The 22,649-nt window shown below is 64.9% G+C and carries 18 protein-coding genes; 13 read left to right on the forward strand and 5 right to left on the reverse strand.

The genetic code is table 11. The annotated features are described in order from the left end of the window. The first annotated feature begins 110 nt into the window (after positions 1-110). Both ACOIX3_RS18895 and ACOIX3_RS18900 read left to right on the forward strand, forming a co-directional pair. The gene (locus ACOIX3_RS18895) at positions 111-3,815 is read left to right on the forward strand and encodes a DUF3971 domain-containing protein (RefSeq protein ID WP_420971340.1); all 3,705 of its coding nucleotides are present in this window, start codon (positions 111-113) and stop codon (positions 3,813-3,815) included. Positions 3,816-4,039: 224 nt separating this feature from the next. Beyond that, entirely contained in the window at positions 4,040-5,785 is a 1,746-nt protein-coding gene (locus tag ACOIX3_RS18900; protein WP_420971341.1) for a hypothetical protein, read from the forward strand. 83 nt (positions 5,786-5,868) lie between these two features. Here ACOIX3_RS18900 and ACOIX3_RS18905 read toward each other — a convergent pair whose 3' ends face one another. Both ACOIX3_RS18905 and tyrS read right to left on the reverse strand, forming a co-directional pair. Next, positions 5,869-7,116 (reverse strand): MFS transporter, encoded by a 1,248-nt coding sequence (locus ACOIX3_RS18905; protein ID WP_420971342.1) that lies wholly within the window; start codon positions 7,114-7,116, stop codon positions 5,869-5,871. Between the two features lie 56 nt (positions 7,117-7,172). Next, on the reverse strand, positions 7,173-8,426 hold the full coding sequence (tyrS, locus tag ACOIX3_RS18910; RefSeq protein WP_420971343.1) for a tyrosine--tRNA ligase: 1,254 nt from the start codon (positions 8,424-8,426) through the stop codon (positions 7,173-7,175). Between the two features lie 152 nt (positions 8,427-8,578). Here tyrS and ACOIX3_RS18915 point away from each other — a divergent pair, with 152 nt between their 5' ends. From ACOIX3_RS18915 to ACOIX3_RS18925, 3 genes are all read left to right on the forward strand, one after another. Further along, a complete protein-coding gene (locus tag ACOIX3_RS18915) occupies positions 8,579-9,682 on the forward strand; it encodes an anhydro-N-acetylmuramic acid kinase (protein WP_420971344.1) in 1,104 nt (367 codons plus the stop codon). 82 nt (positions 9,683-9,764) lie between these two features. Beyond that, positions 9,765-10,442 (forward strand): glutathione S-transferase family protein, encoded by a 678-nt coding sequence (locus tag ACOIX3_RS18920; protein ID WP_420971345.1) that lies wholly within the window; start codon positions 9,765-9,767, stop codon positions 10,440-10,442. 3 nt (positions 10,443-10,445) lie between these two features. Continuing rightward, positions 10,446-10,775 (forward strand): DMT family transporter, encoded by a 330-nt coding sequence (locus tag ACOIX3_RS18925; RefSeq protein ID WP_420971346.1) that lies wholly within the window; start codon positions 10,446-10,448, stop codon positions 10,773-10,775. A 113-nt stretch (positions 10,776-10,888) separates the two neighbouring features. Here ACOIX3_RS18925 and ACOIX3_RS18930 read toward each other — a convergent pair whose 3' ends face one another. Further along, positions 10,889-11,536, reverse strand: coding sequence for an alpha/beta hydrolase (locus ACOIX3_RS18930; protein WP_016843213.1), 648 nt, complete (start codon positions 11,534-11,536; stop codon positions 10,889-10,891). 473 nt (positions 11,537-12,009) lie between these two features. Here ACOIX3_RS18930 and ACOIX3_RS18935 point away from each other — a divergent pair, with 473 nt between their 5' ends. The 8 genes from ACOIX3_RS18935 to ACOIX3_RS18970 all read left to right on the forward strand — a co-directional run bounded on the left by ACOIX3_RS18935 (position 12,010) and on the right by ACOIX3_RS18970 (position 19,609). Further along, positions 12,010-13,167, forward strand: coding sequence for a cysteine desulfurase family protein (locus ACOIX3_RS18935; protein WP_420971347.1), 1,158 nt, complete (start codon positions 12,010-12,012; stop codon positions 13,165-13,167). Positions 13,168-13,263: 96 nt separating this feature from the next. Beyond that, entirely contained in the window at positions 13,264-14,760 is a 1,497-nt protein-coding gene (gene sufB, locus ACOIX3_RS18940) for a Fe-S cluster assembly protein SufB (protein ID WP_092113801.1), read from the forward strand. A 57-nt stretch (positions 14,761-14,817) separates the two neighbouring features. After that, positions 14,818-15,570 carry a Fe-S cluster assembly ATPase SufC gene (gene sufC, locus ACOIX3_RS18945; protein WP_420971350.1) on the forward strand — a complete coding sequence of 251 codons (753 nt, stop codon included), beginning with the start codon at positions 14,818-14,820 and terminating at the stop codon, positions 15,568-15,570. A gap of 17 nt (positions 15,571-15,587) precedes the next feature. Continuing rightward, on the forward strand, positions 15,588-16,910 hold the full coding sequence (gene sufD, locus ACOIX3_RS18950) for a Fe-S cluster assembly protein SufD (RefSeq protein WP_420971351.1): 1,323 nt from the start codon (positions 15,588-15,590) through the stop codon (positions 16,908-16,910). Next, complete coding sequence (locus tag ACOIX3_RS18955; protein WP_420971352.1) at positions 16,907-18,154, forward strand: cysteine desulfurase; 1,248 nt, start codon at positions 16,907-16,909, stop codon at positions 18,152-18,154. The genes sufD and ACOIX3_RS18955 overlap by 4 nt, the downstream gene beginning before the upstream one ends. Beyond that, on the forward strand, positions 18,151-18,522 hold the full coding sequence (locus ACOIX3_RS18960) for an SUF system Fe-S cluster assembly protein (protein WP_420971353.1): 372 nt from the start codon (positions 18,151-18,153) through the stop codon (positions 18,520-18,522). The genes ACOIX3_RS18955 and ACOIX3_RS18960 overlap by 4 nt, the downstream gene beginning before the upstream one ends. Positions 18,523-18,586: 64 nt before the next feature. Then, the gene (locus tag ACOIX3_RS18965) at positions 18,587-18,976 is read left to right on the forward strand and encodes a HesB/IscA family protein (protein WP_212318024.1); all 390 of its coding nucleotides are present in this window, start codon (positions 18,587-18,589) and stop codon (positions 18,974-18,976) included. A 147-nt stretch (positions 18,977-19,123) separates the two neighbouring features. Next, on the forward strand, positions 19,124-19,609 hold the full coding sequence (locus ACOIX3_RS18970) for a TfoX/Sxy family protein (RefSeq protein WP_420971354.1): 486 nt from the start codon (positions 19,124-19,126) through the stop codon (positions 19,607-19,609). 121 nt (positions 19,610-19,730) lie between these two features. Here the strand turns inward: ACOIX3_RS18970 and ACOIX3_RS18975 are convergent, their stop codons facing one another. Beyond that, positions 19,731-20,798, reverse strand: coding sequence for a GGDEF domain-containing protein (locus tag ACOIX3_RS18975; protein ID WP_420971355.1), 1,068 nt, complete (start codon positions 20,796-20,798; stop codon positions 19,731-19,733). A gap of 337 nt (positions 20,799-21,135) precedes the next feature. Beyond that, entirely contained in the window at positions 21,136-22,629 is a 1,494-nt protein-coding gene (locus tag ACOIX3_RS18980) for a DEAD/DEAH box helicase (RefSeq protein WP_420971356.1), read from the reverse strand. Between the last annotated feature and the right edge of the window lie 20 nt (positions 22,630-22,649).

Genomic DNA, 22,649 nt, shown 5'->3' on the forward strand with positions numbered 1-22,649 from the left:
AAGGAATTCGACGCGTTACCCGTCCGCTTGCTGAATTGGCTTTTGATTGGTTGGTTTGGCCCGTTCCGGGGCCATCGGCGAGTAACATGATTAGGCGAGGATAGGCGGCGATGCCGGCAAGGGAGCGCTCGATAACAGTCGACGGGCGTCCCGATGGCGGCGATCAGCTTCGCCGTCAGCACCGAGAGGCAATGGCAAGGAACAAGTCGCCGCAGGGTCCAAATCCGCGCGCCGGGACTGACTTCTCGCAATGGGAAGACGACGCTGCGTGGGACGAGCAGGATGAGGCGGCGGGCAACCGTGCGCGGCAATTGCTGGCGCGTTCCAACACCAACCTGCATCGTTTCACCGATTTCTGCTCCGGCATGCAGCGCTGGCTGCATCGCGAACGGTGGATCCGCCGCATCGGGTTGGTGCTCGTGGTGCTGGTCGTGATGTTCGCGACCTGCTTCGGCGCATTGTGGTGGCGGCTTGGCGCCGGTCCGATCAATCTCGATCTGGCGACGCCATGGCTTGCCGCGGCGATCGAGGAGAATATCGGCCACGGCAACACGGTCGAGGTCGGCGGAACGCAGATCGAGCGTGCCGGCCGGGTCAGGATCGCGGTGCGCATCCGTGACATCATCGTCCGCGACCGCGACCACGCGGTCGTTGCCAGCGCGCCGAAAGCCGAAGTGCGCTTGTCCGGAACGGCATTGCTGATGGGCCAGTTGCGGGCGGAGAGCCTCAATCTGGTCGATGCGGAACTGTCGGTGCGCATCACGCCCGACGGCAATGTCACCGTGTCCGCCGGTGACACCGCAAAACCGCTCGCCACCGGCGTTGCATCCAAGCGGGAGGCGGGGCTGCCGCCGACATTCCCGCGGCCGGCGACCGGTGCGCCGCCGCCGCCGGTTGCCTTGCCTCCAGTTGCCTCCGCACCCTCGGCGGCCGCACCCGATTCGGCCCAGAGCGGGCTGCTCGCCGGCCTCGACTGGCTCGACAGCCTCAGCATGACCGGCCTCGACGGTCAGAACCTCAACGAGATCGGCCTGAAGAACGGCAATCTCGTCGTCGACGACCAGCAGCGCGGCAACAAATGGAGCTTTGAGAATATCAGCCTGAGCCTGCGGCGCCCGAGCGGCGGCGGGGTTGCGCTCAGCTTCGGCGAGGACGGCGCAAAGCCCTGGTCGGTCCGCGTCCTGATTGGACCGCAGCAGAATGGCGTGCGCTCGGTCGACATCAAGGCCGACAAGGTTTCCACGCGGAACATCCTGCTCGCGATGCGGACCAAGGATCTCACCTACACCGCCGACCTGCCGCTGTCGGGCGAGATGAAGGGCGAGCTCGGCCGCGACGGCCTGCCGACCTATTTCCGCGGCAAGCTCAATGTCGGCGCCGGCAACATCATCGACACCGACACGCCCGACTACCCGATGCCGGTCGATTCGGCCGAGATGAGCGTCGAATGGGATTCGGGGCGCCGCGTGCTGCTGGCGCCGATCAAGATCGTCTCGGGCGCCAACCGCATCACGCTGCTCGGCCATCTCGAGCCGCCGAACGACAATGTCACCGACTGGCAGGCGGGCCTGTCCGGCGGCACCATCGTGCTGGCCGGCGCCGACAAGGATGAGCCGCCGCTGATCTTCAACCGCATCAACATCGGTTTCCGGTTCGACACCGAGAAGAAGCGGGTGCTGCTGACCCAGGCCGATATCAGCAATGGTGAAATCGGCGTCGCCGGCACCGGCAGCATCGACTATTCGGGCGAGCCGCGGTTGCAGCTCGGCTTCGCCGGCACGCCGATGTCGGCCTCCGCCCTGAAGCGGATGTGGCCGATCATCATCGTTCCCGAGGTGCGTGAATGGGTGCTCGAGCGGATCGACCGCGGCACGCTCCAGCGCATCGATGTCGGCGTCAATTCGCCGGTGCACAATCTGTCGCGCAAGGGACCGCCGATCCCGGATGACGGCCTCTCGGTCAACATCGTCGCTTCGGGTGTCACGGTGCGTCCGGTGGACAAGATGCCCGCGGTGCATGATGCGGATCTGAAGGCCAGGGTGACCGGCCGCACCGCGACCGTGACCATCAACCAGGGCATCGCCGACACGCCGGCCGGCCGCAAGATCACGCTGTCGGATTTCAGCTTCGAGGTGCCCGACATGGCGCCGAAACCGTCGCCGTCGAAGGTCAAGTTCCGGGTCGACTGTCCGGTGCCGGCCGCCGCCGAAATCCTCGCGTCCGACCGGCTCAGCGATCTCTCCGGTCCGCCGATCGATCCCAACGCCAGCAAGGGCAACGTCACCGCCACGATCAATCTCGGTATGCCGGTGACGGGCGGGCTGACCAAGGCCGACACGCAATATTCCGTCACCGCCGACATCTCCGGCGTTGCCGTCGACAAGCTGGTCATGAACCAGAAGCTCGAGGCCAACACGCTGAAGGTGATTGCGAGCAACGCCGGCTTCCAGGTCAAGGGCGACGTCAAGATCAACGGGCAGGCGGCCTCGCTCGACTATCGCAAGCCGGCCGATGGCGACGCCGACGTCAAGCTGCAGGCGACGCTGGATGACGCAAGCCGCGCGCGGCTCGGGCTTGACCTCGGCCCCGCGGTCTCAGGCGCGATCCCGATCAAGCTGAGCGGCAAGATCGGCAGCGGCGACAATCCGGCCACCAAGATGGGTGTCGAGGCCGACCTGACCCAGCTCAAGCTCGACAACATCCTGCCGGGCTGGGTCAAGGCGCAGGGCAGGGCCGGCAAGGCGACCTTCAACGTGGTGCCGAAGGGGCAGTCGACGCGGTTCGAGGATATCTCGATCGAAGGCAGCGGCGTCTCGATCAAGGGCGCGCTCGAGGTCGACCAGAACGGCGACCTGATGAATGCGAACTTCCCGACCTATGCGCCGTCGGACGGCGACAAGACATCGCTGCGCGCCGATCGCGGTCCCGACGGCGTGATCAAGGTGACGATGCGCGGCGACGTGTTCGATGGCCGCGGCTTCCTGAAATCGGCGATCTCCGGCCGCGATAGCGATCCCAAGAGCAAGACCAAGACCACCGATTTCGATGTCGATCTGAAGCTCGGCGCGGTGGCCGGGTTCAACGGCGAGGCGCTGCGCGGCGTCGACGCCAAGATCTCGCGCCGCAACGGGTTCTTCAAGGCGTTCACGCTGAGCGGCAGGGTCGGCCGCGATACTCCCGTCAGCGTCGATATGCGCGGCCGCCAGCAGGGCCGCGAGGTGATCTACCTGCAGACCGGCGACGCCGGCGCGTTCCTGCGCTTCATCGACACCTACTCGAAGGTGGTGGGCGGCCAGCTCACGCTGGCGATGGAGCCGCCGATCCCCGAGCCGAGCCCGAGGGAAGGACTCATCAACATCACCGGCTTCTCGGTGAAGGGCGAAACACAGCTCGACCGCGCCGTCGCCGGCGGGCCGGTCAGCACCCAGAACGGCATCGGGTTCGACGCGCTGCGCGCCGAGTTCACGCGCCAAAGCGGCCAGCTCTCGATCCGCAACGGCGTGGTCAAGGGACCGAGCATCGGCGCGACGATCGAAGGCAGCATCGACTATCTCGGCAACCAGGTACGGATGAACGGCACCTTCATTCCGATGTACGGGTTGAACAACATGTTCGGCCAGATCCCGTTCTTCGGGATTTTCCTCGGCGCCGGCAGCAATGAAGGCCTGATCGGCGTGACCTATGAAGTGGTCGGCACGCCCAGCCAGCCGGTGCTGCGCGTCAACCCGATCTCGGCGCTGGCGCCGGGCCTGACGCGAAAAATCTTCGAGTTCAAGCAGTACGGCCCGAACGACCTGCCGACGACGAACAACTAGCGCGTCAGCAGATTCCTTCGGCGGCAGCCGAGGGCCCGGACGAGATTGCCGGGCATCACCGACTGAATCATCCATCGCGACGAGCGTGATACCGCAGTGGACATGCGGTCGATTGTCGCACGCCCGTAACAGTCCGCCCGCAGATTGCGCGCGCTGGCCGCCGACATGGAGGGCGGCTACGCGCCCCTCGTTTTCTGAGAAAATCTTACATTGGGAGAAAAGCAATGATCGCCAAAGGATTGCGCCCGCCTGTGGGGCTTCCGCTGTCTCGGCCGGTTTTTGCGTTGACGCTGCTCGCCTCCACGGCGCTCGCCAGCAGTCTTGCGCACGCCGACGGCGACGACGTTCATTTCCGGCCGGGTCATCTGTTGTTGAGCCGTGCGGTGTTCGTCAACAACGCCGTCACCATCACGCCCGGCGTGACACAATTGCCGCCGAACTGCGTGTCGCCCAATTGCGTGACCGCCACGGCTGATGGCACCTATCCGACGGTGTTCAACAACGACGGCGTCGACGGCTCGTTCGGCCTGACTGCGAAGATCCTGCTCGACGAACTGCGTCTCGACGGCAGGCACGTGCAGTCGCTCGAGGTGCCGAACAGCGCCCAGCGCGGTGTGTCCCAAAACAAGGACCAGATGGTCACCAGCTTCTCGTCAAAATCCGAGCTGGCGCTCAATCTGTCGCTCGATCATCGCAGCGTGACCTTCATGGGCTATCTCGCTCCGATCGGCGCCCTCGACGTATCGAACTCCAATACGCCTGACGTCATCGATCCGACCAATCCGGTGCCCGGCACTTATTATCGCCTGGTCGCTGAAGTCGACGAGAACGGTCGCTTCCATTTCACCAAGGTCAACGGCTATAGCGGCAACAACGGCCGCGCTGCAATCTTCAACGATCGGCATGGCGCCGGCGTGTTCTACACCGCCGGCAACGCGGGCAATGGCGGCAACCCGCAGCCTGCGGGCGTCATCACGGGTGCCGGCATGCAGATCGCGAGAGAGGCCGACGCGCCGCTCGCCCGGCAGGCTGATCCGGGCGGACCTTTCCCGCTCGGCAGCTTCAACATCACCGAACTCGGCCAGAAGGCTGACAAGATCGGCAAGGACACCAATTTCCGCGGCCTCACCGTGTTCAACAATGTGATCTACACGACCAAGGGCAGCGGCGGTAACGGCGTCAACACCGTCTACTTCATCGACACCACCGGCAACGGCAGCCCGAAGGCGTGCCCGAATGGCGTCGGCCTGCCGGCTCCGTCTGCGTCGCTGCCGACAACGCAGATCTTCTACGATGGTTCGAAGTTGGCGACGCAGGGCGTCACGCCGTACAACATGTGCGTGCTGAGCGGTTTCCCGACTGCGCTCAAGAGCACAACCTCGTTCCCGTTCGGCATCTGGTTCGCCGACGCGAACACGCTCTACGTCGCCGACGAAGGCAACGGCACCGCGACGTTCGACCCGGCATCGAACAGCTATACCGCTGCCAAGGCGCAGACATCAGCCGGATTGCAGAAGTGGGTGTTCGACAGCACGGCCGGTGCGTGGAAGCAGGCCTACACCTTGCAGGCGGGACTTGACCTCGGTGTCCCCTACACGGTGCAGGGCTATCCGACCGGCAACAATGCCGCGACCGGCAAGCCGTGGTCGCCGGCGACCGACGGCCTGCGCAACATCACCGGCCGCGTCAATCGCGACGGCAGCGTGTCGATCTGGGCGATCACCTCAACGGTGAGCGGCAGCGGCGACCAGGGTGCCGATCCGAACAAGCTTGTGATGATCACGGACAAGCTTTCCGCAACCACGCTCCCGGCCGGCGAGCATTTCGTCACGCTGCGCACCGCGAACTCCGGCGAGGCGCTGCGTGGCGTGTCCTTCACGCCGGGCACCGGTGATGGCCGGGAGGAGGCCCATGACCGCGGCTCCTGCGGCCGCGACCACCGCGCCGACGATTGCCGCGATATCGACTGAGCGAAAGACGTCGTAGCCTTCGGCCTCTCCCCATGTGCCTGTGGGGAGAGGCTGTCGACCAGCCAAATTCATGAGCCCTTGGCTCAGCGCCGCAGCGCCGGCACCACCAGGAACGGGATCAGGCCGAGCACGACGTTGACGAGCGCGAAGGCGATCAGCGGATTGTAGCTGTGGGTCCAGTCATGGATCAGGCCACCGCCCCAGGAGCCGAGCGCCGAGCCGAGGCCGCTGCCGATCATGATCGTGCCGTAGATCGTGCCGACGCGCTCGCCGCGGAAGATCTTCAGCGCGGTCGCAGTGATCAGCGGGCCGCGCGAGCCGATCATGCTGCCGAAGGAGATGATGAAGCCGGTCAGCAGCCAGTAGTTCGGATACCACTGCAACAGCCAGAGCAGGATGATGCCGAGGATCGAGACACCGTAGCTGAATAGCACGCTGGGACGGCGGCCGATGATGCCGTCGAGCGTGGACACGCCGAGCATGCCGACGAACAACGCAACGCCGGAGAAGCCCCAAGCGGTGGCGGCCTGTAGCGGCGGGAAGCCGACATCGATCAGGTAGGCGACGATCTGCGCCGTCAACGCATACATCGCAACCGCCGTGAAGAAGAAGGTGGAGAACAGCGCCCAGAAGGCATGGTGGCGCATCGCGGCCAGCAGCGTCCAGCCTTCCTCGGCAAGGCCAGCTTGCGCCTTCCTGACGATGTGCGGCGATCCGCCGGCGAGCAGCCGCCACGGCAGGAACACCAGCGGGACAAGCAGGCCAAGCGCACCGATGCCGAACACCTGATAGGCCTCGCGCCAGCCGATCCGGTCGATCAGCACCTGCGACAGCGGCAGCAGCACCAGGAGGCCGGCGCCGGTCGCCGAATACATCACGGCCATCGCGGTCGGCAGCCGCGGCCCGAACCAGCGGCCGAGCAGGATCGAGTTCGAGACGTTGCCGATCAGCGCGGTGCCGAAGCCGACGCAGAGGCCGACGCTGAGCTGGAATTGCCAGAGTGCTTGCGCGCGTGAGGCGATCAGGAATGCGCAGCCGAGCAGCGACAGGCCCAGCGCATAGACCACGCGCGGACCCGAGCGGTCGAACAGGCGTCCAACCAGCGGCGCGGTGAGGCCGCTGGCGAGCCAGGTCAGCGAATAGACCGACACGACAGAGGCGCGGTCCCAGCCGAAATTTTCCGAGATCGGTTTGAGGAAGACCGTGAAGCTGTCGCTGAGACCGCGCCCGAGCACCGATAGCACGAAGCAGAGCGCGAGCACGTTCAGCGCGACGCGCGACTGTTTCGCCGGCCTTGCAAGCGTGTCGTTCGGAGGCGTGGTCTGGTCCATCAGAAAAGAGGGAGCGCGCTTTCGGCACCCCCTGCAACCGTCAAATACGAATGCGCCTATGCAGGCCTCAGCAGGACGTGCCGCTTCTTGCCGAGCGACAATTTGACGACGCCTTCCGGCGTGAGATTGGCCGGCGTCAGCAGCATCTTCTCGTCGGTGACCGCAACATCGTTGACGCGCAGTCCGCCGCCCTTGATCTGCCGCCGCGCTTCGCCGTTGGAGGCGACGAGCTCGGCCTTGACGAAGGCGGCGAGTACGCCGACGCCGGCTTCCAATTCGCCGCGCGGAATTTCCACCGTCGGCAGGGTTTCGGCCAGCGCGCCTTCCTCGAAGGTGCGGCGTGCAGTCTCGGCGGCTTCATTGGCCGCGTCGCGGCCATGGAGCAGGGCGGCGGCCTCGGTCGCCAGCACCTTCTTGGCTTCGTTGATTTCGCTGCCACCGAGCGCTGCGAGCTTGTTGATCTCGCTCATCGGCAGGATCGTGAACAGCTTGAGGAATTTGACGACGTCGGCATCCTCGACGTTGCGCCAGTATTGCCAGAAGTCGTACGGCGAGAACTGGTCGGCGTTGAGCCACACCGCGCCCTTGGCGGTCTTGCCCATCTTGTCGCCGGAGGCGGTGGTGAGCAGCGGCGTGGTCAGCGCGAACAGTTGCGGCGAGCCCATGCGGCGGCCGAGATCGACGCCATTGACGATGTTGCCCCACTGGTCGGAGCCGCCCATCTGCAGCCGGCAGCCGGCGCGGCGCGACAGCTCGACGAAGTCGTAGGCCTGGCAAACCATGTAGTTGAATTCGATGAAGCTCATCTCCTGCTCGCGCTCGAGCCGGAGCCGCACCGAGTCCATCGTCAGCATGCGGTTGACCGAGAAATGCCGGCCGATGTCGCGCAGCATCTCGATCCAGTTCAATTTGGTCAGCCACTCGGCGTTGTCGAGCATGATGGCGTCGGAAGGCCCATTGCCATAGCGCAGCACCTTGGCGAATACACCGCGGATCGAGGCCTTGTTGGCTTCGATCTCCGCGACCGTGCGCATCGCGCGCGTCTCGTCCTTGCCGGAGGGGTCGCCGACCATCGTGGTGCCGCCGCCCATCAATGTTATCGGCTTGTTGCCGCTCTGCTGCAGCCAGTACAGCATCATCATGGTGAGGAAGTTGCCGATGTGCAGCGACGGCGCGGTGCAGTCATAGCCGACATAGGCGGTCGCCTCGCCCTTCGCGGCAAGCGCGTCGAGGCCCTCGAAATCGGAGCACTGGTGGACGAAGCCGCGTTCCTGTAGAGTGTTCAGGAAATCCGATTTAAATGCAGTCATTTGTCGGCGAGCCAGATCATTCTTGTTTTACGGTTTTTGCATCTATTTGCGGAACCTTGACGCATGAGGCTGCCGCAGGCGGACGCGCAGTGGCATTATAGGATGTACTTGTTTGAGACAAGCCGGGGGTTCCCGGCTGGGGCGCTTCCACAATGATGTTAACGGCACTCGGTCTGATGAGCGGGACCTCGCTCGACGGGGTCGACGTGGCACTGATCGAGACCGACGGCCGCCAGATCAAGGCCTTCGGGCCGACGGGCTATCGCCCCTACACCGAAAGCGAGCGGAACTTGCTGCGCCAGGCGCTGACCGAGGCTGTCCATCTGACACAGCGCGACGCCCGGCCGGGGATCTTGCGGCAGGCCGAGCAGGCCGTCACGTCAGCCCATGCCGGGGCGGTCGCCAGCTTCATGGCGCAGACCCGGATCTCCGCCCAGGACATCGACATCGTCGGGTTCCATGGCCAGACCGTGCTGCATCGCCCCGAGCGAAGGTTGACGGTCCAGATCGGCGATGCCCTGGCGCTCGCCAAAGCGATCCACATTCCGGTGATGCATGATTTCCGTGCCGCCGACGTCGAGGCCGGCGGGCAGGGCGCGCCGCTCGTGCCGGTCTACCACCGCGCGCTGGCGCAATCGCTGAACCGGGAGGGGCCGACCGTCGTGGTCAATATCGGCGGCGTCTCCAACATCACCTATATCGACGGCACCGATACGCTGATCGCCTGCGACACCGGGCCGGGCAACGCGCTGCTCGACGACTTCATGTTCCGCCAGATGCATCAGCCGTACGACACCGCGGGCAAGTTCGCCGCGCTGGGCAAACCGGACGAAGCCTGGATCGCACAGGCCTTGAGGCTGCCGTTCTTCTCGGTTCCGCCGCCGAAATCGCTCGACCGCAACGACTTTGCCGGCCTGAAGCTCGGCGCGGTGGCGCCGGCCGATGGCGCCGCGACATTGACCGCTTTCACGGCGGCTGCGATCGCCCGCGTGGTGCCGCTGCTGCCGAAGGTGCCGAAGAGCTGGATCATCTGCGGCGGCGGCGCCTCCAACCTCACCATGCTGCGGATGCTGCGCGAGCGCCTGGCGCCGGCGCTCGTCGAGCCGGCCGAGGCGCTCGGCTGGGCGGCGGACGCGATCGAGGCACAGGCCTTCGGCTTCCTCGCCGCGCGCGGCATGAAGGGTCTGCCGCTGAGCTACCCCGCCACCACGGGGGTGCCGATCCCGATGACCGGGGGCATCATCGCGCGACCGTGATTTAGATGCAAATGCATCTACCTTGACAGTTCCATGCCGCAGCATTTAATTCGATGCAGTTGCATTGAACACGAGGTTCGTCATGGCCGCCCTGAAGCTGATCAGCCACAAGCTCTGTCCCTATGTGCAACGCGCGGTGATCGCGCTGCACGAGAAGGGCGTGCCGTTCGAGCGGATCGACATCGATCTCGCCAACAAGCCGGACTGGTTCCTGAAGATCTCGCCGCTCGGCAAGGTGCCGGTGCTGGTCGTGACCGGTGACGACGGCAGGGAGGTCGCGCTGTTCGAGAGCAACGTGATCTGCGAGTACATCGAGGAGACGCAAGGCGGCGCGAAGCTGCATCCGCAGGATGCGCTCACCCGCGCCGAGCATCGCGCCTGGATGGAGTTCGGCTCGGCCATTCTCGGCGACCTCTGGGGGCTCGAGACTGCAACCGATGCCGCGACCTTCGAGAGCAAGCGACAGGCGGTCGCCGCAAAATTCGCGCGCGTCGAGGCTGCGCTCGGCGCGGGTCCGTTCTTCGCGGGCGACAGGTTCAGTCTGGTGGATGCGGTGTTCGCGCCGGTCTTCCGCTACTTCGATCTGTTCGACCAGCTGACCGATCTCGCTGTTTTCACCCACACGCCAAAAGTTCGCGCGTGGCGTAGTGCGCTGGCGCAGCGGCCGAGCGTGCGCAGCGCCGTTTCACCTGAATATCCCGCGCTGCTGCATGCGTTCCTGGTCGGCCATCGCGCGCACATGCTGAAGCTTGCCGCGTAAGCCATGTCGCACTCCATTGCCTGGATCGCGCTGGTCGTCGCCGGTCTTCTCGACGTCGGCTGGGCCATCTCGATGAAATATGCCGAAGGCTACACGCGCCTCGGCTGGACGCTGGTCTCGCTGCTGCTGCTCGCAGCGTTCGTGTTCCTGCTCGGGCGCGCGTTGCAGGTGCTCGGCGTCGGCGTCGCCTACACGGTATGGACCGGCATCGGCGCGGTCGGCACGCTGACCATGGGCGTGCTGCTGTTCAACGAAGCCGTGAACCCGATGAAGGTGGCCGGGATCGCGCTTGTGCTGGTCGGCATCGCGGCGCTGAAATTCGCGCCGGAGTAGGCCAGTGCCGTAGCCCGGATGGAGCGAAGCGCAATCCGGGATCAGTTGTGCCACTAGTGAGAGCTGTCCCGGATTTCGCTGCGCTTCATCCGGGCTACGGCAGCGGTCTTTGCTCAGCGCACGTTGGCGAGGCGCATGTCGAGATAGCCGGTCACCGTCTCCATCAGCGGCTCGAGCTTGCCGTCGAAGAAATGGTTGGCGCCGGGGATGACCTGCTGGTCGATCACGATGCCCTTCTGGGTCTTCAGCTTCTCGACCAGCGTGTTGACGTCCTTGGGCGGCACCACCGCATCCTTGTCGCCGTGCACGATCAGGCCTGACGACGGGCAGGGCGCGAGGAACGAGAAGTCGTAGAGATTGGCGGGCGGCGCGATCGAGATGAAGCCCTCGACCTCGGGCCGGCGCATCAGAAGCTGCATGCCGATCCATGCGCCGAACGAGAAGCCCGCAACCCAGCAGGCGCGCGCCTCCGGATTGATCGCCTGCGCCCAGTCGAGCGCGCTCGCGGCATCGGACAATTCGCCGGTGCCGTGATCGAACGAGCCCTGGCTGCGGCCGACGCCACGGAAGTTGAAGCGCAGCACCGAGAAGCCGCGATGCGCGAACGCGTAATAGCACTGGTAGACGATCTGATGGTTCATCGTGCCGTGGAACTGCGGATGCGGATGCAGGATCATCGCAATCGGTGCGTTCTTCTGCTTGGCCGGATGGTAGCGGCCTTCGAGACGGCCAGCAGGGCCGGTGAAAATGACTTCAGGCATTGTGTTCCCTTGATTGACGCGTTCCCTTGATTGACGTCGATCAATCAACCGGTTGGAGCCATCTTCGGCGACGGGCGCGAGCAGAGCGGCTCATGATGAAATCAGCGCAGGCGCCGCCGGGCGGCACGCTGGAAGGCCTTCTAGCATGACGCAAGGGGCAAAAATCAAGGAAATTGTGCCGCTTGGCAGAGGCTAATCCGCTCCGTGACGCACGCGTAGCCGGCGCGTCGGCGGCGATCCGGATCGACACGCCGAATTGCTCGTTGGCTACCTGTAGTTTTGGTTTGTCATATTGCTATCGCGCGCGGCACGCAGGCGCAAAGAACTGCCATGTCTTGCCAGGCAACACGGCGGGACTCCCGGCGGGCGTGAAAAATCTCTGGCGTTGGTGACTCTGATCTGGTCTCGCTGCCCGACTGTCGTTATGTCGCAATGGAAGGCCGCAACCACGGTGGTTGCCGCGGACAAGCTCGATGGCCGATCGTGTCTATCTCGACTGGAATGCCACCACGCCGCTTCGCCAGGAGGCGAAGGCGGCGATGGCCGCTGCATGGGAATTGAGCGGCAACCCGTCCTCGGTGCACAGCGAGGGACGCCGTGCGCGCCGGCTGGTCGAGGACGCCCGCAATGCGGTGGCGAATGCAGTCGGCGGCCGGCCGCAGGATGTCGTGTTTCTCTCCGGCGGGACCGAAGCCAATGCGCTCGCATTGACGCCGGGATTGCGCCGCGGCGCGGGTGCGCCGGTCAGCCGGCTGCTGGTCTCCGCGATCGAGCATGCGTCTGTCCTCGCGGGCGGACGGTTCGCGCGTGAGGCGACCCTCGCGATCAATGTCACGCGCGCCGGGGTGATCGATCTCGATCATCTGCGTGCGCTGCTGGCCGATGGTGCGCCCGCACTGGTCTCGGTGATGCTGGCGAACAATGAGACCGGCGCCATCCAGCCGGTGGCTGACGTCGCCGAGATCGTCCACGCGGCCGGTGGCCTGCTGCATGTCGACGCGATCCAGGCGTTCGGGAAGATCCCGTTCGATCTCGCCTCGACCCGGGCCGATCTGGTGACGCTGTCGGCGCACAAAATCGGTGGACCGAAGGGCGCAGGCGCACTGGTGCTTGCCGAAGGCATCGAAGGGCTGGAGGCGTTCTTGCGCGGCGGCGGGCAGGAGCTCGGGCGACGGGCAGGGACCGAGAACGTCGCGGGGATTGCAGGCTTTGGTGCGGCCGCGAAGGCCGCGATGGTGGCGCTAAAGGTCGATGCCGCCCGCGTCAGGGGATTGCGCGACCGGCTCGAGCACGGGCTGCGGCAGACGCCGGACGTGGTGGTGTTCTCCGATGACGTAAAGCGGTTGCCAAATACCGTTCTGTTCACCGCGCCCGGCATGAAGGCCGAAACGGCGGTCATCGGATTCGACCTGGCGGGGGTAGCGGTCTCCTCCGGTTCCGCCTGCTCGTCGGGCAAAGTCCAGCCCTCCCACGTCCTGGAGGCAATGGGATACCGTCCAGAGGTGTCCCAGGGAGCGGTGCGGCTCAGTCTTGGCTGGTCTACCACGGAGACAGACGTGGATTTGACCCTCAAGGCTTGGCGAAAGCTCGCCGATACCTTAGTTAAGGGAGAGCGACGAAACACAGCTTGAACAGTTCTAAGCGGGTGATTTCGTCTTCAAAGCATCGTAAGAGACTTCGGAACTTGAGATCCACCGCGGTCCTTGAAACCGCGAGCGGAGGATTGAATGCCTGCTGTACAAGAGACGGTCGAGCGCGTCCGGCGCATCGACGTCGACCAGTATCGTTATGGATTTGAGACGCTGATCGAGTCCGACAAGGCCCCGAAAGGCCTGTCGGAAGACACCGTCCGCTTCATTTCCGCAAAGAAGAATGAACCGGCCTGGATGCTGGAATGGCGTCTGGAGGCGTATCGCCGCTGGCTGACCATGACCGAGCCGACCTGGGCGCGCGTCAACTATCCGAAGATCGACTATCAGGATCTTTATTATTACTCGGCGCCGAAGCCGAAGAAGACGCTGTCCTCGATCGACGAGATCGATCCGGAAATCCTCAAGACCTATGAGAAGCTCGGCATTCCGCTCCGCGAAGTCGCCGTTCTCGAGGGCGTCGAGCCGCCGCCCGGTGGCCCGCCGTCGGCCAATCGCAAGATCGCGGTCGATGCCGTGTTCGATTCGGTGTCGGTCGCGACCACCTTCCAGAAGGAGCTGAAGGCGGCCGGCGTGATCTTCATGCCGATCTCGGAGGCGATCCGCGAGCATCCCGAGCTGGTGCAGAAATATCTCGGCACCGTGGTGCCGACCTCCGACAACTACTTCGCGACGCTGAACTCGGCGGTGTTCTCCGACGGCTCGTTCGTCTACGTGCCGCCGGGCGTGCGCTGCCCGATGGAGCTGTCGACCTATTTCCGCATCAACGAGCGCAACACCGGCCAGTTCGAGCGCACGCTGATCATCGCCGACAAGGGCTCCTACGTCTCCTATCTCGAAGGCTGCACTGCGCCGCAGCGCGACGAGAACCAGCTGCATGCGGCTGTGGTCGAGCTCGTCACGCTCGATGACGCCGAGATCAAGTATTCGACGGTGCAGAACTGGTATCCCGGCAATTCGGAAGGCAAGGGCGGCATCTACAATTTCGTCACCAAGCGTGGCGACTGCCGCGGCCGGAATTCCAAGATCTCCTGGACCCAGGTCGAAACCGGTTCGGCGATCACCTGGAAGTACCCGAGCTGCATCCTGCGCGGCGATAATTCGAGCGGCGAGTTCTACTCGATCGCGATCTCGAACGGTTTCCAGCAGGTCGACTCTGGCACCAAGATGATCCACCTCGGCAAGAACACGTCGAGCCGGATCATCTCCAAGGGCATCGCCGCCGGCAAGTCGCAGAACACCTATCGCGGCCTCGTCAGCGCGCACCGCAAAGCCACCGGCGCCCGCAACTACACCGCCTGCGACTCGCTCCTGATCGGCGACAAATGCGGCGCGCACACCGTGCCCTATGTCGAGGCCAAGAATTCCTCGGCGACGTTCGAGCATGAGGCGACGACGTCGAAGATTTCCGAGGACGTGCTGTTCTACTGCATCCAGCGCGGGCTCTCGCAGGAAGAAGCCGTCGGCCTCGTCGTCAACGGTTTCGTGAAGGACGTGCTGCAGCAACTGCCGATGGAGTTCGCGGTGGAAGCGCAGAAGCTGATCTCGATCAGCCTTGAAGGTTCGGTTGGCTAATCCATCCCGCTAACGGCGCGGCCGACGCGCCCCGGGGTGATGCTCAGGAAAAATCAGATGTCTCTGCTTGAAGTGAAAGATCTGCAGGTTCGTGTCGAGGAACGCGAAATCCTCCACGGGCTGTCGCTGACAGTGAATCCGGGCCAGGTGCACGCGATCATGGGGCCGAACGGCTCCGGCAAATCGACGCTGTCCCACGTCATCGCGGGCAAGCCGGGCTATGAGGTGACCGGCGGCCAGATCCTGTACAAGGGCGAGGACCTTCTGGAGATGGCGCCCAATGAGCGCGCCGCCAAGGGCGTGTTCCTGGCGTTCCAGTATCCGGTCGAGATCCCCGGCGTGACCACCTGGAACTTCCTGCATGCGGCGCTCAACGCCCAGCGCAAGGCGCGCGGCGAGGAGGAGATCTCGTCGCCGGCCTTCCTCAAGAAGGTCCGCGAGGTCGCCAAGTCGCTCAACATTCCGCAGGACATGCTGAAGCGCGGCGTCAATGTCGGCTTCTCCGGCGGTGAGAAGAAGCGCAACGAGATCCTGCAGATGGCGCTGTTCGAGCCGGCCGTCTGCATCCTCGACGAAATGGATTCCGGCCTCGACATCGACGCGCTGCGGATCGCCGCCGACGGCGTCAACGCACTGCGCTCGCCGGAGCGCGCGATGGTCGTCATCACCCACTATCAGCGGCTGCTCAACTACATCGTGCCCGATGTCGTGCACGTGATGTCGAAGGGCCGGGTGGTGAAGAGCGGCGGCAAGGAACTGGCGCTGGAGCTGGAAGAGTCCGGCTACGCGCAGTTCGAAGACGCTGCCTGACAAATGCGGGTTCTCAGATGAACGTTGTTGCAAAGACCGAGACCGGGCGTGCGCTGGGCGATGCTTTCGCCGTCGCGCGCGACCGTCTGCCGGGCAAGGGCAAGATCGCCGATCAGCGCCGCGAGGCGTTCGAGGCCTATGAGCGCCTTGGCCTGCCGCATCGCCGGATCGAAGACTGGAAATACACCGACCTGCGCGCGCTGATGCGCGAGGTGCTGCCGCTGGCCCCTGCGCCGGATGCGGCGGCCCTGAGTCGCGCCGCTGCTGCGGTCAAGCTGCGGGCGATCGACAGTGTGCGCCGCCTGGTGCTGGTCGATGGCGCGTTCGCGCCCGACCTCTCCGACCTCGGCAATCTCGATAAGGGTCTGAGCATCCGCCCGCTGCGCGAGGTGCTCGATGCCGGCGAGGACGCGCTTTCCGCGCAGGCCTTTGCGTCAGACACGTCCAATCCGATGATTGCGCTGAACGGCGCGATGGCGACCGATGGCGTCGTCATCGACATCGCCAACGGGACGGTGCTGGCCCAACCGCTGCACATCGTCCACGTCGCCTCCGGCGTGACGCCGGCTGCGATGTTCACCCGTTCGCTGCTCCGGCTCGGCCGCGATACCGGCGTAACGCTGGTGGAGAGCTATCTCGCCGGCGAGGGCGCCAAGGCCTACCAGACCCATGATGGGCTGATTGTCGCGATCGGCGACAATGCGCGGCTCGATCACGTGCGTCTGGTCGAAGACAGCGTCGATGCCTTCAACATTTCCTCGGCGACCGTGACGCTCGGCGCGCACGCCCACTTCAACACGTTTGGTCTGACCTCGGGCGGTCATGTCAGCCGCTATCAGCTGACGATTACTTGCGCCGGTGAGGGCTCCAAGGTCGAGACCAACGGCGTCAATCTGATCAACGGCAAGCAGCACGCCGACACCACGCTGTTCATGGATCACGCGGTGCCGCATTGCGACAGCCGCGAGATCTTCCGTGCCGTCGTCGACGACCGTGCCCATTCCGTCTTCCAGGGCCGCATCATCGTCCGTCCCGACGCCCAGAAGACCGACGCCAAGATGATGACCCGGGCGCTGCTGCTGTCCGACGACGCGGAAGCCGACAACAAGCCCGAGCTCGAGATCTTCGCCGACGACGTCACCTGCGGTCATGGTGCGACCACCGGCGCGCTCGACGAGAGCCTGCTGTTCTACATGCGTGCACGCGGACTGCCCGAGAAGGAAGCGCAGGCGCTTCTGATCCAGGCCTTTGTCGGCGAGGCGATCGAGACGATTGCCAGCGACGCGTTGCGCGAGGTCGCAATTGCCACCGCGCAGCGCTGGCTTCAGGCGAGGGCGTGAGCATGCACAAGGCGGTCGCCAACGGTTCTTACGACGTCGCCCTGGTGCGGCAGGATTTCCCGGCGCTCGCCCTGCAGATCTACGGCAAGCCGCTGGTCTATCTCGACAACGCGGCTTCGGCGCAGAAGCCCAATGCGGTGCTCGACCGCATGACCGAGGCCTACAAGAGCGAATACGCCAACGTGCATCGCGGCCTGCATTACCTCGCCAATGCCGCGACGGAGGCCTATGAGGGCGCCCGCGGCAAGGTCGCGCAGTTCATCAACGCCCGCCGCACTGAAGAGATCGTCTTCACCCGCAACGTCACCGAGGCGATCAACCTGGTGGCATCGTCCTGGGGCGGGGTGAACATTGGGGAGGGCGACGAGATCGTCCTCTCGATCATGGAGCACCACTCCAACATCGTGCCGTGGCACTTCCTCAGGGAACGCCATGGTGCCGTGATCAAGTGGGCGCCGGTCGACGATGAAGGCAATTTCCTGATCGAGGAGTTCGAGAAGCTCCTGACCCCGCGCACCAAGATCGTCGCGATCACCCAGATGTCGAACGCGCTCGGCACCCTGGTTCCGGTCAAGGAGGTGGTCCGGCTGGCGCACGCCCGCGGCATTCCGGTGCTGGTGGATGGCGCGCAAGGCGCGGTGCATCTGCCGATCGACGTCCAGGACCTCGATTGCGATTTTTACGCCTTCACCGGCCACAAGGTGTACGGGCCGACCGGCATCGGCGCGCTCTACGCCAAGCATGAGCATCTCGTGGCGATGCGGCCATTCAACGGCGGCGGCGAGATGATCCGCGAAGTGGCCAAGGACTGGGTCACCTATGGCGATCCGCCGCACAAGTTCGAGGCCGGGACGCCGCCGATCGTCGAGGCGATCGGGCTCGGTGCTGCGATCGACTACGTCAATTCGATCGGCAAGGAGCGCATTGCCGCGCATGAGCACGAGCTGCTGACCTATGCGCAGGACCGTTTGCGCGAGATCAACTCGCTGCGCGTGATCGGAACCGCCCGCAACAAGGGTCCGGTGATCTCCTTCGAGATGAAGGGCGCGCATCCCCACGATGTCGCGACCGTGATCGACCGGCAGGGCATCGCGGTGCGTGCCGGCACCCATTGCGTGATGCCGCTTTTAGAGCGGTTCAACGTCACGGCCACCTGCCGCGCATCCTTCGGGATGTATAATACAAGGGAAGAAGTCGACCATCTGGCGCAAGCGCTGATCAAGGCGCGGGAATTGTTCGCATGACCGATACAGCCGAAGTCAAGACGGCCACCATGGAAACCACCTCGGCGCTGCCGGCGGAGGAAACCGAGCGCATGAGCGGCGAGATCGTCGCGGCGCTGAAGACGGTGTTCGACCCGGAAATCCCGGCCGACATCTACGAGCTCGGCCTGATCTACAAGGTCGACCTCAAGGATGACCGCGCCGTCGACATCCTGATGACGTTGACCACCCCGAACTGCCCGGCCGCCGGCGAGTTGCCGCAAATGGTTGAGAACGCGGTTGCCAGCGTTCCCGGCGTCGGCGTCGTCAACGTCAACCTGGTGTGGGATCCGGCCTGGACGCCGGACCGGATGTCGGACGAGGCGCGCCTCGTCCTCAATATGTGGTGATGCGTTAGAGGATTGAGCCTAAGCTCGAGATTGAATTGCCGCTGGGACTGACCACATGAGTGACATGACACAAGCCTCACCGACCCCAGCCAAGCCGAAGCGGCCGCGCCCGCAGGTCATGAGACTGACCGATGCCGCGGCGGAGCGGATCACCGAGCTGACCCAGCGCGCCGATTCCGAGATCGTCGGCCTGCGAGTCGGCATCAAGAACGGCGGCTGCGCCGGGCAGTCCTACACCGTCGAATACGCCCACGAGATCCGTCCGACCGACGAAGTGGTCGAGGACAAGGGCGTGAAGATCCTGGTCGATCCGAAGGCCGTGCTGTTCCTGCTCGGCACCGAGATGGACTACGTGGCCGACAGGATGCAGGCTCAGTTCGTGTTCAATAATCCGAACCAGGTCTCCGCCTGCGGTTGCGGCGAATCGGTGCAGCTCAAGCCGGCGACGGTCTGATCGCCGTCGCCCCGGGCCGGGCGCGCAACATGCGCGCTCCAAAGGCCGGCAATCGATAACCACCCTTGTTGCGGGTCGACGCGGTCGTCGACCATACTGCTTGCCATGCGCGCGGCATGCGGACGCGCGTCGAGCAAGGGTGGATACATGGACCGCGAATTCCTGACCGATCTGTTCGCCGATTTCGGCCCGGTCACGCTGCGCCGGATGTTCTCCGGCTACGGCATCTCCGCTGACGGCACCAATTTCGCGCTCGCGCTGCGCGCCGGGCTCTACTTCCGCGCTGACGAAGAGACCATCCCGCAATTCGAGGCCGAAGGCTGCGGACCGTTCCAGTATCAGACGCGCGCCAAGACGGTGACGGTGAACTCCTACTGGCAGCTGCCGGCGCGGCTGTTCGACGATGCCGAGGAGCTCGCGGTCTGGGCCCGCCTGGCGCTCGGCGCCGCCCAGCGCGCCGCGCTGCGCAAGCGGCCGAGGAAACGACCGGCCGCACCGAAGTCGAAGACGCCGGTGAAGAAGGCCGCGGCAAAGAAGGCTGCAGGCAAGAAAACCGCGGTGAAGAAGGCGGCTGCGACGTCCGCCAAGAAGAAGCGCGTCGAAAGGAAGCGGCCCTCGTCGAGCGGCCGCTGACTGAATCGATCCGCGTCATTGCGAGGAGCGTAGCGACGAAGCGATCCATCTACCCGCATTGCGGATAGACGGATTGCTTCGCTACGCTCGCAATGACGGTGCGGACAAGGACGCGGACCGGTCACGCCACCCGGGTCTGGGTCTCGGCGCTGTATTCCGGATCGGCTTCGCAGATCACGCGGTTGCGGCCGGCGCGCTTGGCGCCGTAGAGGCAGGCATCGGCGCGCTCGATCAGGGAATCCGTGTCGTCGGCCGGCTTCAGCATGGAGACACCGACCGAGATCGTGACCCGGCCGAGGATCTCGCCGGTCGACTTCTTCTTCAGTTCCTTGGCCATCACGGCGCGGCGGATGTGGTCGGCGACCGTCAGCGCCTGGCGCAGCGCGGTGTTCGGCAGCACCACCGCGAATTCCTCGCCGCCGTAGCGGGCGGTGATGTCCTGGCCCTTGATGGTTTGCTTCAGCGTTTGCGCCACCAGTCGCAGCACCTGATCGCCGGTGAGGTGGCCGTAGGAATCGTTGAACGACTTGAAGTGATCGATGTCGAACATCAGCAGCGACAGCGGCTCGCCGCTGGCGAGCGCAGCCTGCACCGCCATGTCGATCGAGCGGTCGAAATACTTCCGATTGCCGAGGCCGGTGAGCGGATCGGTCAGGCTCTCGGCGCGGATCGCCTCGAGGCTGTGTTGCAGATCGCTGATCTCCGACTTCGACAGTGCGAGCCGGTTCTCCAATGCCTGATTGGTCTCGCGCATCTCGCGCGTCGATTTGGCCAGCCCCTCGACGATGATCTTGATCTGGTCGCGGGTGGTCGCGGTCGAGAGCCGGTCGCTGGCGCCGACGAGGCTCGCGTCGTAGGTCGCGGACACGCCGAGCGCATCGGTGATCAGCCGCATGACGGCATCGATCTCGCCGATGACGCGCGCGCCGACCTTGTCGATGCGGTCCGAGGTCTTGATGTGCGAGAGGTAGGTTTCGTAGATCTGCTCGAGATCGGATTCAGAGAGCTTGCCGCTGCGCGCCAGCGTCTCGTTGATGACCTTGTTGAGCGGTGCGTTGTATCCGGTCGCGTAGACGTACCAGATTTCGTAGTTGCGCGGCACGGCGGTCTGGCGAAGCGAGCGAATCTGACCAAGCGCGACTTCGGCAAAGGCCAACGTACGTTCGTGTTCGTCCAGCAGCTTGACCACTGTCACGTCCTCAATGCACGCAATGCCGGTCATGCCCGGCAGCAATAACTAAATTATTGGCGCGAGGGTACGGGACGAGAATGAAGGCAAGGTAAATGGTGGAACTACGGGGATTTCGCCGCGACTAATGTCGTAAGAGCCCGATTCCGTCGCAGATCGAGCCCGGCTTTGGCGAGCCTTTCGCTGCGCGCCATTGCGCTGCCGCTTGCGCGCCATTGCGCTGCGAAAACGGCGCGCATTTGCTTCAAACGCGAGCGATCAGTGTGGGCGTGGGCCGCCGGCGGCGACACGGACTCCGCAGGATACCGCCGCTGGTGCGGCGGCATCGGAGCCGGCCTTAGGCGCGTGCGCGCACAGGTCGCAGCAGGAAGGCGGGCAGGTGCGAATGATCGGCGGGCTCATGGTCCACCTCGCGCTGCGGCCGCGATGGCTCGGCGCGCCCGATCGACGGCACGTGCGACGGGGTGGCCCGTGGCGCGGTGCCGCGGCCGTGGCGCGGTTCGCGCTCCGGCTTGGCTGCGCGCTCCTGGCGGGGCTCCTGGTCCTGACGCGGCTCGCGTTCACCCTGACGCGCTTCGCGTTCACCGTGACGCGACTCGCGCTCACGTCGCGGCTTGCGGCCGCCACGAGCGCCGTCCCGCGAACCTTCGCGGCTGCGCGAGCGGCGCGGCGCACCGTCCTCGTCGGAGGCCTCGCTGTGAACGGTGAAGTCGCCCTCGGCGCGCGGGATCGGCTGGCCGATCAGCTTCTCGATCGCCGTCATCGACTTGCTGTCGAGCGAGGTGACGATGGAGATCGCGGTACCGGTCCGCCCGGCGCGGCCGGTGCGGCCGATGCGGTGGACGTAATCGTCGGGGTGGTGGGGTACGTCGAAATTGAAGACGTGGCTCACCGCGGGAATGTCGAGGCCGCGGGCGGCGACGTCGGAGGCGACGAGCAGCGGAATCTCACCCTTGCGAAATTGATCCAGCGCCGCGGTGCGGGCGGACTGGTCCATGTCGCCGTGCAGGGCGCCGACACTGAAGCCATGCTTCTGGAGTGATTTGTGAAGGACGGCGACTTCGCGCTTGCGATTGCAGAAGATAATCGCGTTGTTGAGGTCCTTGGCGTCGCGCAGCAGGCGGCGGAGGATCTCGCGCTTGTCATGCGCTTCGCGACCGGCCGGGACCTGCAATTGCGTCACGGTGACGGCGGTGGTCGCGGGTTTGGAGACTTCGATCCGGGCCGGATTGTGCAGGAAGGCCTCGGTGATGCGGCTGATCTCAGGCGGCATCGTCGCGGTGAAGAACAGGGTCTGCCGCGTGAACGGGACGAGCTTGCAGATGCGTTCGATGTCGGGAATGAAGCCCATGTCGAGCATGCGGTCGGCTTCGTCGATCACCAGCAACTCGACGCCGGTGAGCAGCAATCCGCCGCGTTCGGTGTGGTCGAGCAGGCGGCCGGGCGTAGCGATCAGGACGTCGACGCCGCGCATTAGCTTGGAGTCCTGGTCGCCGAACGAGACGCCGCCGATCAGCAGCGCCACGTTCAGTTTCTGACCGGCGCCGTATTTGTCGAACTGCTCCTTCACCTGCGCAGCTAGTTCGCGGGTCGGCTCGAGGATCAGGGTGCGCGGCATGCGTGCCCGCGCGCGGCCCTTCTCGAGCAGGGTGAGCATCGGGAGAACGAAGGCAGCGGTCTTGCCGGTGCCGGTCTGGGCAATGCCGAGCACGTCGCGCCGGGCGAGGACGTGCGGGATTGCCTGTTCCTGGATGGGAGTGGGGGTGGTGTAACCGGTAGCCGCAACTGCGGCGAGGACCTTATCGGACAGGCCTAGATTGGAAAAAGACATTGAGCCTCTGGTCGAAACCG

This window comes from Bradyrhizobium sp. B120, assembly GCF_049075665.1.
Classification (GTDB): Bacteria; Pseudomonadota; Alphaproteobacteria; order Rhizobiales; family Xanthobacteraceae; genus Bradyrhizobium.

Coding starts and splice junctions, on each gene's coding strand:
- ACOIX3_RS18895 (WP_420971340.1), top strand. CDS start 111: ATGCCGGCAAGGGAGCGCTCGATAACAGTCGACGGGCGTCCCGATGGC.
- ACOIX3_RS18900 (WP_420971341.1), top strand. CDS start 4,040: ATGATCGCCAAAGGATTGCGCCCGCCTGTGGGGCTTCCGCTGTCTCGG.
- ACOIX3_RS18905 (WP_420971342.1), bottom strand. CDS start 7,116: ATGGACCAGACCACGCCTCCGAACGACACGCTTGCAAGGCCGGCGAAA.
- tyrS (WP_420971343.1), bottom strand. CDS start 8,426: ATGACTGCATTTAAATCGGATTTCCTGAACACTCTACAGGAACGCGGC.
- ACOIX3_RS18915 (WP_420971344.1), top strand. CDS start 8,579: ATGATGTTAACGGCACTCGGTCTGATGAGCGGGACCTCGCTCGACGGG.
- ACOIX3_RS18920 (WP_420971345.1), top strand. CDS start 9,765: ATGGCCGCCCTGAAGCTGATCAGCCACAAGCTCTGTCCCTATGTGCAA.
- ACOIX3_RS18925 (WP_420971346.1), top strand. CDS start 10,446: ATGTCGCACTCCATTGCCTGGATCGCGCTGGTCGTCGCCGGTCTTCTC.
- ACOIX3_RS18930 (WP_016843213.1), bottom strand. CDS start 11,536: ATGCCTGAAGTCATTTTCACCGGCCCTGCTGGCCGTCTCGAAGGCCGC.
- ACOIX3_RS18935 (WP_420971347.1), top strand. CDS start 12,010: ATGGCCGATCGTGTCTATCTCGACTGGAATGCCACCACGCCGCTTCGC.
- sufB (WP_092113801.1), top strand. CDS start 13,264: ATGCCTGCTGTACAAGAGACGGTCGAGCGCGTCCGGCGCATCGACGTC.
- sufC (WP_420971350.1), top strand. CDS start 14,818: ATGTCTCTGCTTGAAGTGAAAGATCTGCAGGTTCGTGTCGAGGAACGC.
- sufD (WP_420971351.1), top strand. CDS start 15,588: ATGAACGTTGTTGCAAAGACCGAGACCGGGCGTGCGCTGGGCGATGCT.
- ACOIX3_RS18960 (WP_420971353.1), top strand. CDS start 18,151: ATGACCGATACAGCCGAAGTCAAGACGGCCACCATGGAAACCACCTCG.
- ACOIX3_RS18965 (WP_212318024.1), top strand. CDS start 18,587: ATGACACAAGCCTCACCGACCCCAGCCAAGCCGAAGCGGCCGCGCCCG.
- ACOIX3_RS18970 (WP_420971354.1), top strand. CDS start 19,124: ATGGACCGCGAATTCCTGACCGATCTGTTCGCCGATTTCGGCCCGGTC.
- ACOIX3_RS18980 (WP_420971356.1), bottom strand. CDS start 22,629: ATGTCTTTTTCCAATCTAGGCCTGTCCGATAAGGTCCTCGCCGCAGTT.